12 protein-coding genes are annotated in these 13,309 nt (G+C 65.9%); 10 read left to right on the top strand and 2 right to left on the bottom strand.

Features of this window, described 5'->3' with window-relative positions:
• Positions 1–266: 266 nt before the first annotated feature.
• The gene (locus tag ACODRZ_RS06310; protein WP_488986190.1) at positions 267–647 is read right to left on the bottom strand and encodes a TonB-dependent receptor domain-containing protein; all 381 of its coding nucleotides are present in this window, start codon (positions 645–647) and stop codon (positions 267–269) included.
• A gap of 460 nt (positions 648–1,107) precedes the next feature.
• On the opposite strand from ACODRZ_RS06310, the gene ACODRZ_RS06305 reads away from it, so the two are divergent.
• The 9 genes from ACODRZ_RS06305 (at position 1,108) to ACODRZ_RS06265 (ending at position 10,932) form a co-directional block, all read left to right on the top strand.
• On the top strand, positions 1,108–1,437 hold the full coding sequence (locus tag ACODRZ_RS06305; RefSeq protein ID WP_488971289.1) for an ArsR/SmtB family transcription factor: 330 nt from the start codon (positions 1,108–1,110) through the stop codon (positions 1,435–1,437).
• An 11-nt stretch (positions 1,438–1,448) separates the two neighbouring features.
• The gene (gene arsC, locus ACODRZ_RS06300) at positions 1,449–1,880 is read left to right on the top strand and encodes an arsenate reductase (glutaredoxin) (RefSeq protein WP_488971261.1); all 432 of its coding nucleotides are present in this window, start codon (positions 1,449–1,451) and stop codon (positions 1,878–1,880) included.
• Complete coding sequence (locus ACODRZ_RS06295; RefSeq protein ID WP_488971262.1) at positions 1,877–2,554, top strand: aquaporin; 678 nt, start codon at positions 1,877–1,879, stop codon at positions 2,552–2,554. Before arsC ends, ACODRZ_RS06295 begins: the two co-directional genes overlap by 4 nt.
• 125 nt (positions 2,555–2,679) lie before the next feature.
• Positions 2,680–3,660, top strand: a complete 981-nt coding sequence (locus ACODRZ_RS06290; protein WP_488971263.1) for an efflux RND transporter periplasmic adaptor subunit — start codon at positions 2,680–2,682, stop codon at positions 3,658–3,660.
• Positions 3,660–6,749, top strand: a complete 3,090-nt coding sequence (locus tag ACODRZ_RS06285; protein ID WP_488971264.1) for an efflux RND transporter permease subunit — start codon at positions 3,660–3,662, stop codon at positions 6,747–6,749. The genes ACODRZ_RS06290 and ACODRZ_RS06285 overlap by 1 nt, the downstream gene beginning before the upstream one ends.
• On the top strand, positions 6,746–8,122 hold the full coding sequence (locus ACODRZ_RS06280) for an efflux transporter outer membrane subunit (RefSeq protein WP_488986174.1): 1,377 nt from the start codon (positions 6,746–6,748) through the stop codon (positions 8,120–8,122). The genes ACODRZ_RS06285 and ACODRZ_RS06280 overlap by 4 nt, the downstream gene beginning before the upstream one ends.
• 9 nt (positions 8,123–8,131) lie before the next feature.
• Complete coding sequence (locus tag ACODRZ_RS06275) at positions 8,132–8,806, top strand: response regulator transcription factor (RefSeq protein ID WP_488971266.1); 675 nt, start codon at positions 8,132–8,134, stop codon at positions 8,804–8,806.
• Positions 8,807–10,159, top strand: coding sequence for a sensor histidine kinase (locus tag ACODRZ_RS06270; protein ID WP_488971267.1), 1,353 nt, complete (start codon positions 8,807–8,809; stop codon positions 10,157–10,159). It abuts the gene before it with no gap.
• Between the two features lie 113 nt (positions 10,160–10,272).
• Entirely contained in the window at positions 10,273–10,932 is a 660-nt protein-coding gene (locus ACODRZ_RS06265; protein ID WP_488971268.1) for a response regulator, read from the top strand.
• A 110-nt stretch (positions 10,933–11,042) separates the two neighbouring features.
• Here ACODRZ_RS06265 and ACODRZ_RS06260 read toward each other — a convergent pair whose 3' ends face one another.
• Positions 11,043–12,377: a sensor histidine kinase gene (locus ACODRZ_RS06260; protein WP_488971269.1), complete on the bottom strand. Its 1,335-nt coding sequence runs from the start codon at positions 12,375–12,377 to the stop codon at positions 11,043–11,045.
• Between the two features lie 191 nt (positions 12,378–12,568).
• Between ACODRZ_RS06260 and ACODRZ_RS06255 the strand changes: the two genes are divergently transcribed.
• On the top strand, positions 12,569–13,252 hold the full coding sequence (locus ACODRZ_RS06255; protein ID WP_488971270.1) for a type IV toxin-antitoxin system AbiEi family antitoxin domain-containing protein: 684 nt from the start codon (positions 12,569–12,571) through the stop codon (positions 13,250–13,252).
• Positions 13,253–13,309 lie beyond the last annotated feature (57 nt).

Here is a 13,309-nt window from a genome sequence, read left to right as displayed (position 1 = left end):
CTGCAGCCGGACATCGTGGTCGCGGTGGTCATGGCCGTGCTGGCGTTGTCGGGCGGGTGGCAGATCATCCCCCGCCTCGCGGCGAACCGAGGGGCGCATCCATCCCCCGCCGAAGCGGAACCGCACCCCGCCGTTGAGGACGAAGCCATCGATCGTTGCCCAGGCATCTACCGTCCACGCACCTGTCGCTGCCCGGCGTGGCAGGAGCAGCGGATCGTACTTCGTCTGCCGAACATTGAGCAGGTTTTCGGCATTGAGGAACAGGCTCACGTTATCCAGCACCTGTCGGCGATCTCCGCCTTGAGCTTTCCATAACGCAGCAGCCGCGCGAGGCCGTTGGCCTCCGTTTCCTCGACGAACGGCGTCGGCACGTAGAAGCCGCGCCCCAGCGAAGCGCGGATCGTCCAGGGATCGGCCCGATAAAGTGCGGAAAGCCGTGGACTGACGCGAGAGCCATAGTCGCTATGGGCGTCCCAGCGCAGGCTGCCTGTCAACGTCAGCCTGTCGGCCAATTCCTGTTCACCCTGCACGAACAGCGCGGGTACGGTGTAACTATAGTCGAAAGCGGGCAAGGCTCTCGAGCGATAATCGTCCAACTGGACCGCAGCGTCCGCCAGCCATGACGTCGCACCTGCCTTGCCGCCGATCGATGCCTTGGTAAATGCCGTGCGGTGGTGGTCATTCTCGACCGTGTCGCCAAAGACATGGCGATGCGACTGGGTGACGCCCGAGGCTCGCAGATGCAGCGTACCGATGCCTTCCAGCGGTGTTTCGGCCGTGAGGCCCAGATCGTAGCGTCGGCTGCGCAGCGTCTGCGCGAAAGACGATCCGTCCGGGGCACTTGCGCACAGGTATCGACCCTATCGCCATGAAATATCGATCGCACGATTCCCCCATTCTTGCCCGACATGAACAGAAGGGCACGGAGCGCTCATAGGGGCCTGTAGTCACTACAGGGTCAAGTCCCGGTTTTATGGGCTCGTTGCGCAGGCTGATATTCCTTTCACGCAATCACACCGGGCGCTGGCGGTCAGATGAATATGAGTTGCATCGGAAATGCACGATGGGTTGTTGACGGATCGCTATTCCATCGAATATTTCCGATGGATGAAAACCGAAAAGGCCCTTTCGATTCTCACGGCGCTCGGGCATCCGACGCGACTGTCCACCTTCAGGCTCCTGGTCGAGCATGAGCCGGAAGGCCTGTCGACGGGGCAGTTGGTCGAGGCGAGCGGCCTGAGCCAGAGCACTTTCTCCACACATCTGGCGGTATTGGTGAAGGCAGGCCTGGTGATCCCGGAAAAGCGCGGCCGACAGCAGATACAGCGCGTGAGCATCGATGTACTGCGCGGCCTTATGCTCTTCCTCGCCAGGGACTGTTGCGGTGGCCGCGCCGACCTTTGCGAGCCGCTCCTCGCCGAACTCACCTGCTGCTGAAGGATCAGACCATGGCCGACGTCATTATCTACCATAATCCGGACTGCGGGACGTCCCGCAATGCCCTGGCCATGATCCGCAACGCCGGTATCGAGCCCCATGTCATCGAATATCTGAAGACGCCCCCGACACGAGCGCTCCTCGTCGAGATGATCGATCGCGCGGGAATTACGCCTCGTGACCTGTTGCGCGAGAAGGGGACACCCTATGCCGAACTTGCCCTCGACGATATGGCGCTCGGCAGCGATGCCCTTGTCGACGCGATGGTCGCGCATCCCATCCTGATCAACCGCCCGCTGGTCGTCACGCAGCTTGGAGTGAAACTCTGCCGACCTTCGGAGGCGGTGCTGGACATCCTGCCCGTGAAGCAGCGCAGCGCTTTCGCCAAGGAAGATGGCGAACAGGTCGTCGATGCTGCCGGCAACCGCATCGAGCCCGCATGAGCCACCGGGCGATATTGGCTGAGGCGCTCGGTAGCTTAATACTGTTCGCGACGGTCATCGGCTCCGGGATCATGGCTGAGCGTCTGGCTGGTGGGAATGTCGCCGTCGCTCTGCTGGGAAATAGCGTTGCGACGGGCGCGATCCTGTTTGTCCTCATCTCGATGCTCGGGCCGGTGTCCGGCGCCCATATGAACCCGGCGGTCACTTTGGTCATGCGCCTGCGCGGCCATATCCGAACTGACATGGCGTTGTCATACGTCGTCGCGCAGTTCGTTGGCGGCTTGCTTGGCCTGTGGCTGGCGCACCTGATGTTTGACCTGCCGATCTTCCAAATCTCGACCAGGCTGCGCGGCGGCCCGGGCCAGTGGGTTGGCGAAGCGATGGCCACTTTCGGGCTGGTCCTGACAATTATCGGGACCGCGCGGATGCGCCCCGACAGCGTACCGGCCAGCGTCGCCCTCTATATCGTGGCGGCCTACTGGTTCACGTCGTCGACAGGTTTCGCAAACCCCGCCATTACAATCGCCAGATCGATGACCGACAGTTTCGCCGGCATCGCCCCGATCTGCATGCCTGCCTTCGTCATCTCGCAGATCGTCGGTGGGGTAACCGCTCATTTCGTCAGCGGGATCGTCTTCCCGAAGCCTCTGATCAATACAGCCTCCGCCTCGTAAGCCTGTCGCCCGGTCTATTGAACCAACGCGCATGTTTGATCGAGAACGGACACCCTTTTCGCGACATTGGGAAATTGTATAGTCCCATCAAGGTGCGCCCAATGACGGTGCGGTACGGCGCCGCAATGCGTAACCTGCTATTCCTCGCTCTTCCCGTTATTGCCGCAGGCTGCGGCGATAGCGGATCGAAGTCGGCGCCGCCGCCTGCTCACGCCGAACTGATCGCGCATGAGACGGAACTTCTGAAACTCACCCTGACGCCCGGGGCGCAGCGGCGGCTCGGCATCGAGACGGAGCGGGTGGGCGGCCGCTCGGCGCGGCGCGTGCGGCAGGCGGCGGGCGAGATCGTGGTGCCGCCGATGACGGCCAATGGCGTGCCGACCAATTCGCTCAGTAACCTGCAGCAGATCGGTTCCGGGCAGGCGGTTGCCGATGGCGAGGTGGCCCGGACCCGGGCACAGGCGCGGTTGGCGCATATCGCGCTGAACCGGGCGGAAGCGCTCGTTCGCGAGGAAGCGGGCAGCGTCCGCGCGCGCGATGAGGCTGCCGCGGCGCTCGCCGCTGCGGATGCGGCCGCCGATGCGGCACGCCAGCAGCGACGGCTGCTCGGCCCGGCGGTCGGGGCGCTTGGCAACCAGGCGTATCTGTGGGTGCGTGCTTCGGTCTTCGCGAGTGATCTGGCCGGTCTTGCCCGGAGTGCGAAGGCCATGGTGCGACCGCTGGGCTCCGAAGGTGAATCGCGCGCGGCCCAGCCAGTACAGGCTCCGCCCTCGGCCAATGGCACGGCGGGCACGGTCGACATCTATTACACGCTCGACAATCGCGACCGCGCCTTCCGCGTGGGCCAGCGGGTATCGGTCGATCTTCCGCTGACGGGGCAGAGCCGCGGCCTTTCGGTGCCGTCTTCCGCGATACTGCGGGATATCTACGGCGGCGAATGGGTCTATTGCCGGACCGGCAAGGACACGTTCGTGCGCCAGCGGATCGAGGTTGCCTCGGAGAAAGATGGCCGCGCCTTGCTGTCGCGTGGATTGCAAGCGGGGGTCGAGGTCGTGACGGTCGGGGCCGCCGAATTGTTCGGCACCGAGTTCGGAGCGGCGCACTGATGCTGGCCGGTCTCGTTCGCTTCGCCCTCGTCCAGCGGGCGCTCGTCCTTGCGCTGGCGGTGCTTCTTGTCGTGCTCGGCATGCGCGCCGGGCGGGATGTGCCGCTCGACGTGTTCCCCGAGTTTGCTCCGCCGATGGTCGAGATCCAGACGGAGGCGCCCGGCCTTTCGACCGAGGAAGTCGAAAGTCTGGTCACCGTGCCGGTCGAGACGGCGGTTAACGACGTGCCGGGCTTGATGACGCTGCGCTCCAAGTCGGTGCTCGGCCTGTCCTCCGTTCAGATCCTGTTCGAGCGCGGCAGCGATGTGATGCGCGCGCGGCAGATGGTGGGCGAGCGGGTGACGCAGGTGCAGGCGCGCCTGCCGCTCGCTGCCCGCCAGCCGGTGCTGATGCCGCCGCTGTCCTCGACCAGCCGGGCGATGAAGATTGGCCTCACGTCGAAAACGCTCGATCAGATGAAGCTGTCGGAAATGGTGCGCTGGACCATCCGCCCGCGCCTGATGGCCGTGCCCGGCGTCGCCAACGTGGCGGTGTGGGGCCAGCGCGACCGGCAATTGCAGGTGCTTGTCGATCCCGACCGCCTGCGCGCCTCCGGCGTGACGCTGGCCGAAGTGCGCGCGGCTGCCGGCGATGCAGTGCTGGTGGGCGGCGGCGGGTTCGTCGATACGCCCAACCAGCGTATCGCCGTGCAGCAGACGGGCATGGTCCGGGATGCAACGCAACTGTCGCAGGCCGTCATCAAGCAGACGGGCGACGCCTCCGTGCGTATCGGCGACGTCGCGCGCGTGGCGGACGGCCATGCTCCTCCGATCGGCAACGCGATCATCGACGATGTTCCCGGCATCATGCTCATTGTCGAGAAGCAGCCGACGGCCAACACCCTCGAACTCACCCGCGCCGTGGAGGCGGCTATCGGCGAACTGCAGCCGGGATTGGGCGATGTGAAGGTGGACACCACGATCTTCCGCCCCGCCACTTTCATCGAACGTTCGATCGACAACCTGACGCGCGCTCTGCTGATCGGGTGTGCCCTTGTCGCCGTGGTGCTGTTCCTGTTCACGCGCGACTGGCGGCAGGCCGTCATCAGCCTCGCCGCGATCCCGTTGTCGCTGCTGGCGGCGGGGCTAGTGCTGCTGTGGAGCGGGGCGACGATCAACGTCATGGTGATCGCGGGTCTTGTCATCGCGCTGGGCGAGGTGGTGGACGACGCCATCATCGACGTCGAGAACATCGCCCGCCGCCTTCGCCTCAATCGTGAACTGGAAACACCGCAGCCCGCCTTCCAGGTTGTGCTTGCCGCCTCGCTGGAGGTGCGTTCGGCGGTGGTGTTCGCCTCGCTGATCGTGATGCTGGTGTTCCTGCCGATCTTCTTTCTCGGCGGGCTGGCGGGGACGTTCTTCCAGCCGCTCGCTATCGCCTATGTGCTGGCCATTGCGGCGTCGCTGCTGGTGGCGCTGACGGTGACGCCAGCGATGTGCCTGATGCTGCTGCCGAATGCACCGCTGATGCAGGAGCGCGACACACGCTTCGTCGGCTGGCTCAAGCGGCGCTACTTGGGAGCGTTGCCGCGCGTGATAGCACGGCCTTGCGTGGTGATATGCGTCGTTGCGGGCGGGCTGCTCCTGTCGGGCGCCGGCTACGCGACTTTCAAGGATCAGTTCCTGCCAGACTTTCGCGAGACCGATTTCCTGATGCACTTCGTAGAGAAGCCCGGCACGTCGATCGAGGCGATGGACCGTGTGACGATCCGCGCGTCGAAGGATCTGCGCTCGATCCCCGGTGTGCGCAACTTCGGTGCGCATATCGGGCGCGCGGAACAGGCGGACGAGGTGGTCGGCCCCAACTTTACCGAACTGTGGATCAGCCTTGACGAGAAAGCCGACTACGATGCCTCGGTCGCGCGCATCAAGGCGGTGGTTGACGGCTATCCGGGCCTGTTCCGAGACGTGCTGACGTACCTGCGCGAACGCATCAAGGAAGTGCTGACCGGTGCGGGTGCGACCATCGTCGTGCGCATCTACGGCCCCGATCAGGACGAGTTGCGCGCGGCGGGACAGCGGGTGCGCGATGCCGTGGCGGGCGTGCGGGGGGTCTCCGATCTCAAGCTGGAAAGCCAGGTGTTCGTCGCCCAACTGCGCATCCGTCCGCGCGCAGACGACCTCGCGCGGCTCGGCCTGACCGCGGGCGAGGTCCGGCGGCAGGCGCAGACGCTGGTGGCCCAGCAGAAGGTGGGTGAGATCTACCGCGACCAGCGCGCCTTCGATGTGACGCTCTGGGGTGAGCCCGCAGTGCGCGGCAACGTCCATACCCTGCGCGATCTGATGATCCAGTCGCCGACCGGGGCTCCGGCCCGCCTGGCCGATGTCGCCGATGTCGAGATCGTCCCCGCGCCGAACGAGGTGAAGCGCGAGAACGGGCAGAGGCGACTGGACGTCACGCTGAACGTCTCCGGCACCGATCTCGGCACCGTTGCCCGTGCGGTCGAGGCTGAAGTCGGCAAGGTAAGGTTCGCGGCAGGCTATCATCCCGAAGTGCTGGGCGAATACGCGGCGCTGCAGGAATCCCGCCAGCGCCTGTGGACCACCGGGGCGCTGTGCCTGATCGGCGTGCTGCTGCTGGTGTGGATAGAGTTCCGCTCGCGCCGGATCACCATGCTGGTCGGTGTCAGCCTGCCCTTCGCGCTGGTCGGCGGAGTGGTCGCGGTGGCACTGACGGGCGGGGTGCTGTCGCTCGGCTCGCTGGTGGGCTTCGTGACGGTGATCGGCATCGCTGCGCGCAACGGGATCATGTTGCTGTCCCACTATCGCCATCTGGAGCGCGAGGAAGGTGTGACCTTCGGTCGCGAACTGGTGCTGCGCGGGGCTGAAGAGCGGCTCGTGCCGATCCTCATGACGGCGGCCTGCGCGGGCCTCGCCCTGGTACCATTGATAGTAGCGGGCAATGCGCCGGGCCACGAGATCGAGCACCCGATGGCCATCGTCATCCTCGGCGGGCTCATCTCGTCTACCATGCTCAACCTCTTCCTTATGCCTGCGCTATATGGCCGCTATGGTGGCGGCGATGTGGTGCGGTCGGAGGTTGCGGCATGAAGCTGGCCCGTTGCTCCGGGCCGATGCTGGCGCTCGCCCTGTCGGCCTGCATGACCGCGCCAGAGCCACAGGTTCCGGCCACACCTGCCGCCGCTAGCGGACCGTTCGCCAACACGCCGGTCGCTTCCATCGCACCTGTTCCGGACGACTGGTGGCGGCTCTACGAAGACCCGCAACTCGATGAACTCGTGGTGCGTGCCCTTTCCGCCAACGCGGACCTGCGCGTCGCCTACGCCAATCTCTACGCGGCGCGTGCGGGGCTGAGGCAGGCACAGGCGGCGCGGCTGCCGGTGACGACCGTTGAAAGCGGCCTCACCGTCGACAACAGCGCGAACCAGCCTAGTGCGGCGTCGGTGTCCGCAAGCGACTGGGACATTGCCGCCACCGCAAGCTGGGACATCGACCTGTTCGGCCGCCTGCGCACCGGCGCTCTTGCCGCCCGGGCTGATGCCGAAGCGCAGGCCGCCGCGCGCGACGCGGTGAAGGTGGCCGTAGTCGCCGATACCGTGCAGGCCTACCTGGAACTCTGCGCCTCCGCACAGGCCATCGGCGAAGCGAAAGCCATCGCCCTTGCCCAGGACCGGGCCGTGGCGCTGGTGCGCGAGCAACTGGCGGCGGGTGAAGTCTCGCCACTGGAAGTTTTGCAGGCCGCGACACTCGCCGCATCAACGCGCGCCGCCATCCCGCCTTTCGAGGCGCAGCGCATGGGCGCGCTCTACCGCATCGCCACGCTGCAAGGCCGTCCACCCGCCGAGGCGCGGCGCTATACGATTGCCTGCGCCGCCGCGCCGCACATCCGGACGGCCCCGGTCGGCGATGGCGCGGCGCTGCTGCTGCGTCGCCCGGATATACGTGAAGCGGAGCGCAGGCTGGCGGCGGCTGCGGCGCGGGTCGGCGTGGCTCGGGCCGACCTCTATCCGAAGGTCAATCTGGGTGGGGCACTGGGCCTGCTGACGGGAGCGGTCGATGCCGTCGCCGCGCCGCTCGTCAGTTGGGCGTTTCCCAACCAGGCACCCGCGCGGGCGAAGATCGCGCAGGCACGCGCCTCCGAACAGGCCGCGCTCGCGGGGTGGGACGTGGCGGTGCTCAAGGCCCTGCGCGAAGTGGAGACGGGGCTGGCGGATTATGATGCGCAGGTCCGTCGCAACAGGCTGCTGGCCGATGCGGCGCGGGAGGCACAGGCCTACGCCCGTCGTTCCGCTGCGCGCGTCAGGCTGGGCGACGCGGCGGGGCTGCTTCAGGTCGATGCGGAGCGGACGCTGGCCAGCGCCCGGCTGGACAAGGCACAGAGCGATCGCGCTGTGGCGCAGGCCGAAGTCGCGCTGTTCCGCGCGCTCGGCGGTGGCTGGCGCACCGAGCCCGCTCCGCGCTAGTCTGGCCCCATGCGAATCCTGATAATCGAAGACGACGAGGAGACCGCGCGCTTCATAAGTCGCGGGCTGGGGGAGCTTGGCCATGCGGTAGTGCTGGCAGGCAATGGTCGGGATGGGCTGTATCAGGCCATGGACGGCGCACTCGACGTGATCGTGGTCGATCGCATGCTGCCTGATCTTGATGGTCTCTCCGTGCTCAAGGCGCTGCGCGGGGCGTCGAACGATACGCCGGTGCTGATGCTGACGGCGATCGGCGGGATCAGCGATCGCGTGGAGGGGCTGACGGCCGGTGCCGACGATTATCTGGTCAAGCCCTTCGCCTTTTCCGAACTGTCCGCCCGCATCGTCGCACTGGGACGCAGGCCCGCGGTTCGGGCCGAGGCGCACCGTCTGGCGGTGGGGGACATCGTCCTCGACCTGCATCAACGGACCGTCGAACGTGGCGGCATGCGCATCGCACTGCAACCGCGCGAATTCTCGATCCTCGCCGAACTGATGCGCAATCCGCGCCGCGTCATGACGCGCACCATGCTGCTCGAACGGGTGTGGGATTTCGACTTCGACCCCACGACCAACATCGTCGAGACACACGTCAGCCGCCTGCGCTCCAAGCTGAACGCAGGCTTCGATGAGGACGCCATCGAGACGATCCGGGGTGCAGGCTACATGTTGCGGGGCGGTTGAATGCTGCGCAGGATCTGGCGCACGACACCGGGGCTGATCGCGATCACGGCGCTGGGCTTCGCGCTGGCGACGGCCGCCATCGGTGCAGTCGCCTACGAGATCACGCATGAAGCCCTGGAGGAGCAACTCGATCACCGTATAGCTGCGGAGACTTCAGGCCTGCTTGCGGAAGCGGAGGGTGGCGGTCTGCCGGCGCTTGCGGCGGCGATCGTCCGGCGCAATGCCGCGCGCTCCACTGCCAGCCCGGAATACCTTCTGGTCGATGACGGGGGAACGAAACTGGCTGGGTCCGTGAACGCCATGGTGCCCGGGAAGACGGGTTTCGAGGAGTTCTTCCACTACCGTCTCCCCTCGGGCGACGGGCGGATCGGCCAGTCGCTGACGACGGTCGTCCCGGGGGGCGTGCTGGTGGTCGCCGCGGACCGCGCCGATCTTGACCAGATCGATCGCACGATGGGCCTGCTGTTCGCCGGGGCGTTGACGGTGATCGCGCTGGCAGGAGCGGCGATGGCGCTGCTGCTCGGCTGGACGATCCGCCACCGTCTGAACCGCATCGACACGACCGCGCAGGCGATCATCGCGGGCGACCTTGCGCGCCGGATCCCGCGCGATGGGTCGGACAGCGAATTCGATCGGCTGTCCGGGACGCTGAACCGGATGCTCGATCGCATCGAGACGCTTATGGACAATCTGCGGCAGGTGTCCAGCGACATCGCCCATGACCTGCGCACGCCGCTGACCCGCCTCCATGCAAGCCTTGACAGCATAGCCGAGGCCACCGGGGACGAAGCGCGAGTGGCCCAGATCGACCGCGCGCGAGCGCAGATGGACGACATACTCGCGATATTCTCCGCCCTGCTGCGCATCGCGGAAATCGAAGGCATGTCGGACAGGCTGCCGAAGGAGCGGTTCGATCTGTCGATCCTGATCGATCAGATGGTGGAGACCTATCGCCCGGATTTCGACGACGGCGGGCGTTCGCTGCATCTTGTTGCGCCCTCCGGAATGGAAATCGTGGGCGACCGGCGGCTGATAAGCCAGGCGCTTACCAACCTGCTCGACAATTGCCTGCGTCATACCCCGACGGGAACTGCCGTCACCGTGAGCGTCCGGGACGGGGAGGGGCTGGTCCGGATCACCGTTGCCGACGATGGCCCCGGTGCCCCCGCAGCGGAGCGTCCGCGCCTGTTCGACAGGTTCGCCCGCGCGGAATTCGCCCGTTCGGCGGCGGGGCACGGGCTGGGCCTGAGCATGGTGCGGGCCATCGCACAGGCGCACGGTGGGGATGCGCGAATACTGGACGATTGGCGGGGCTTCGCTGTGGAAATCGGGATCGGAGCCACGGCGCATTGACGGTTTTCCGGACCTGCTTTTGGCTGTGCTGCCCCTTACGTTGCCGCCGCAATCGGTGAAGACTGTTCCATTCCCGCTGGTCCGCCCCCGGTTTTCGCACTATCGCAAGCCCGATGCGCATACTGGTGATCGAGGACGACGCGGCCCTCAGCGATGAAATCGCCCGTGCCCTTAGAGCGGAGAACTTCGCGGTGGACGTCGCCGCGAACGGAGAGGATGGCCGCCATCTGGGATCGACCGAGCGATACGACGCGGCCGTGCTGGACCTTGGCCTACCCAAGGTGGATGGGCTGACGGTACTGCAATCGTGGCGGGCGGAAGGGCAGGGGCTTCCCGTGCTGATCCTGACTGCCCGCGATGCCTGGGCGGAGAAGGTCGCCGGGTTCAAGGCGGGCGCGGACGATTACCTCATCAAGCCGTTCCGCGTGCAGGAACTGATCCTGCGCCTGCGTGCGCTGGTGCGCCGGTCCGGCGGCCATGCATCGAACAAAGTCGCTTGCGGTGCGCTGGTGTTCGACGTGCAACTGGGTCACTTCGAGAAGGACGGCCTGCCGGTACGGCTGACCGCGTTCGAGTGGCGCGTGCTGTCGGCGCTGATGCTGCGCAAGGACACGGTTGTGGATCGGCGCGAACTGCTCGACCGGGTCTACGAATACGATGCCGACGTCGATTCCAACTCGCTGGAAGTCATCGTCGGCCGCTTGCGGCGCAAGATCGGCGCGGACATGATCCGTACCATTCGCGGACGCGGCTATCTGCTGACGGCCGAATGAGGAATCGTCTGGCGATCCAGTGAATTCACGTAGCAGTCCTACTTTCTCCGTCATTCCCGCCTTCGCGGGAATGACGAAAATGGTTGTCTCCGGTGCGATCACGTTCCCGCTCAGCGCGGCAACCTGAGGCAGACGCGCAGACCGCCCATCGGCGAACGATCGAGTTCGAGCGAACCGCCGTGCAGCTCTGCGAGTTCGCGTGCGATGGGCAGGCCGAAACCATGGCCGTCCTCACGCTCGTCCAGGCGGCTGCCTGGCACCAGCGCCTGATCGATGGCCTCGGCGGACAGGCCGGGGCCATCGTCCTCAATGACGATGCGGGCCATGTTGCCTGCCTCATGCGCCGACAGGCGAATCTCGCGCGCGGCCCACTTCCACGCATTGTCGAGCAGGTTGCCGAGCATCTCGGCCAGATCCTGCGGGTCGCTTTTGACGGCAAGGTTGGGGGGGATGCCAGCGGTGAACGCGATGTGACGGTCCGCATGGATGCGCCCGAGGGCGAGCACCAGTTCGTCCACACCGGCGGAAAGCGGCACCGGTGCGCCGCCCGGTGATCCCGGCGACGCGGCGCGGGCGCGACCGAGGTGATGACGGATCGCGCCATCGATCTGCCCGACCAGTTCACCAAGCTGTCCGGACGGATCGCAACCCGGCTCCGCCACGCGGATGCTCAGTGTCGCCAGCGGCGTCTTGAGGCCGTGCGCAAGGTTGGAAACGTGGCCTCTGGCGCGCGCGAGTGCGGCCTCGTTCTCGTCCAGCAGGGCATTGAGCTCATGCGCGAGCGGGGCAAGCTCGGCGGGCTGGCGCATGGGTACGCGATCCAGCGTACCGTCGCGCACCGCAGTCAGTGCCCTCTGCAACCGGGCCAGAGGCGCCAGGCCGAAGTGCAATTGCGCGAACGTTGCCGCCAGTAGCGCGCCGCTCAGCCCGCCAAGGATGAGCAGGATCGGCGTCAGCGCCTTTTCCAGCATGCCGGAGAACATCCGGGCGGGTGCGAATGCGGTGATGCGGATGGTTCCGGCAGGTGTCCGGTTCTCCAGCGTGCGCACGTAGGAATTCGGGGTGCGGCCCGCGAGCAGGCTTTCGTCACCTCCCCGGAAATGCCCCTCGCGTCCTGGCGGTCCTTCCCAGCTGATGTCGTCGAGCCTCGGCACATCGCGCGATGCATAGACCCGGGTCGGGGTCTCGATCTGCCAGCCCCAGCCACGTCGGTGTTGCGTAAAGGGGCCGAGTTCGGACAGCATCGCCGCGTCCACGGTTCCGTCCGCCCGTAAGCTGCGCAGCAGCAGGGCAATCTGCCCGTCCAGTCGCTCATTGAGGCTGCGGCGCACCAGATCGTAGACACCTTCGCGGATCAGCACGGCGGCCAGCAGCAGCGCAACGCCGGTCAGCGCCAGTCCGGCCATCAGCAACCGGGCGCGGATCGAGCGCGGAAGCAGCTTCATATCGGTGGCGTCCCTATGCCCGGCGTGTCTTTGTACCCTGTCGCTCATACTCCGTGCCCCCCAACCGAACCTGAATGCCCCGCTGCGACAAATCAAAACGGAATCTGAACCGTACTGTTCAGCCTGCATAAGCCCATAGTCGCTATTAATATTCACTATCAACAAATGATGCCGCCAGGCCGTGAGGGAAAATGCAAAAGCAGACGATCGATGGGTCGGGTGATCGACCGGGCACCTGCTCGATCGCCGCGCGTCGAGCGGGCCGTCCTCTCAGCGTGCTTACCCTGCTTGAACGTCGCGTCGTTGCTCTTTTGCGCACGGCCTGTGACGCTCAGTGCGCCTTAGGCGTCGTTCAGTCCCCCCTCCGTCGCATACTCGAACGCCTCGCGGTAGAGGTGGAAACCAACGATCTTGTCGTGTTCCGAGAGCAGTCCCGCTTCGTCAGCGACGACGAAATCGCCATCCTGAGCTGGCTGTCGATGCTCCAGCGTCCGTCGCAATCGGTCCATCTTCACAAGGCCAATCCCTTCCAGCAGGCCCTGCGCGCCTTCGCCGACCAGCTGCTGCAAGAAGAGCGTCGCCTGCCCGGGCGGTCGCTTCTTGCTGATGACAGGATTGAGCGGGAAGACTGTTTTCGTATGGAATTTCAATGTGATATGACATTGGAACCGGCGCCGGATGCCAGTGCCGAAAGCGCGGAGGCGCGGGCGCTTGCCCTTGTCGATCGCTGCCGGTTCGCCACTGCTGCGCAATTCCGCGCGCTCGGCATCTCCACCCAGAAGCTGAGCCGCCTGTGCCGACGTGGATACGTCGAACGGGTTGCACTGGGCCTGTATCGGAAACCGGGGGCCTCGGGCGCGATGCTTGCATCCTAGACCTCGTCATCGACGCCGCGATCCGCCGGCGAAAATTCAAATAAATCAGGTGTTAAT

The organism is Novosphingobium sp. FG90 (genome assembly GCF_057808725.1).
The sequence above is the reverse complement of the archived record's forward strand: the minus strand, read 5'-3'. Positions and strand labels throughout refer to the sequence as shown.

Excerpts from the sequence above, each read along its gene's own strand:
- ACODRZ_RS06275 (WP_488971266.1), top strand. The coding sequence starts at position 8,132 with ATGCGAATCCTGATAATCGAAGACGACGAGGAGACCGCGCGCTTCATA.
- ACODRZ_RS06260 (WP_488971269.1), bottom strand. The coding sequence starts at position 12,377 with ATGAAGCTGCTTCCGCGCTCGATCCGCGCCCGGTTGCTGATGGCCGGA.
- arsC (WP_488971261.1), top strand. The coding sequence starts at position 1,449 with ATGGCCGACGTCATTATCTACCATAATCCGGACTGCGGGACGTCCCGC.
- ACODRZ_RS06265 (WP_488971268.1), top strand. The coding sequence starts at position 10,273 with ATGCGCATACTGGTGATCGAGGACGACGCGGCCCTCAGCGATGAAATC.
- ACODRZ_RS06305 (WP_488971289.1), top strand. The coding sequence starts at position 1,108 with ATGAAAACCGAAAAGGCCCTTTCGATTCTCACGGCGCTCGGGCATCCG.
- ACODRZ_RS06270 (WP_488971267.1), top strand. The coding sequence starts at position 8,807 with ATGCTGCGCAGGATCTGGCGCACGACACCGGGGCTGATCGCGATCACG.
- ACODRZ_RS06295 (WP_488971262.1), top strand. The coding sequence starts at position 1,877 with ATGAGCCACCGGGCGATATTGGCTGAGGCGCTCGGTAGCTTAATACTG.
- ACODRZ_RS06280 (WP_488986174.1), top strand. The coding sequence starts at position 6,746 with ATGAAGCTGGCCCGTTGCTCCGGGCCGATGCTGGCGCTCGCCCTGTCG.
- ACODRZ_RS06285 (WP_488971264.1), top strand. The coding sequence starts at position 3,660 with ATGCTGGCCGGTCTCGTTCGCTTCGCCCTCGTCCAGCGGGCGCTCGTC.
- ACODRZ_RS06290 (WP_488971263.1), top strand. The coding sequence starts at position 2,680 with ATGCGTAACCTGCTATTCCTCGCTCTTCCCGTTATTGCCGCAGGCTGC.
- ACODRZ_RS06255 (WP_488971270.1), top strand. The coding sequence starts at position 12,569 with ATGCAAAAGCAGACGATCGATGGGTCGGGTGATCGACCGGGCACCTGC.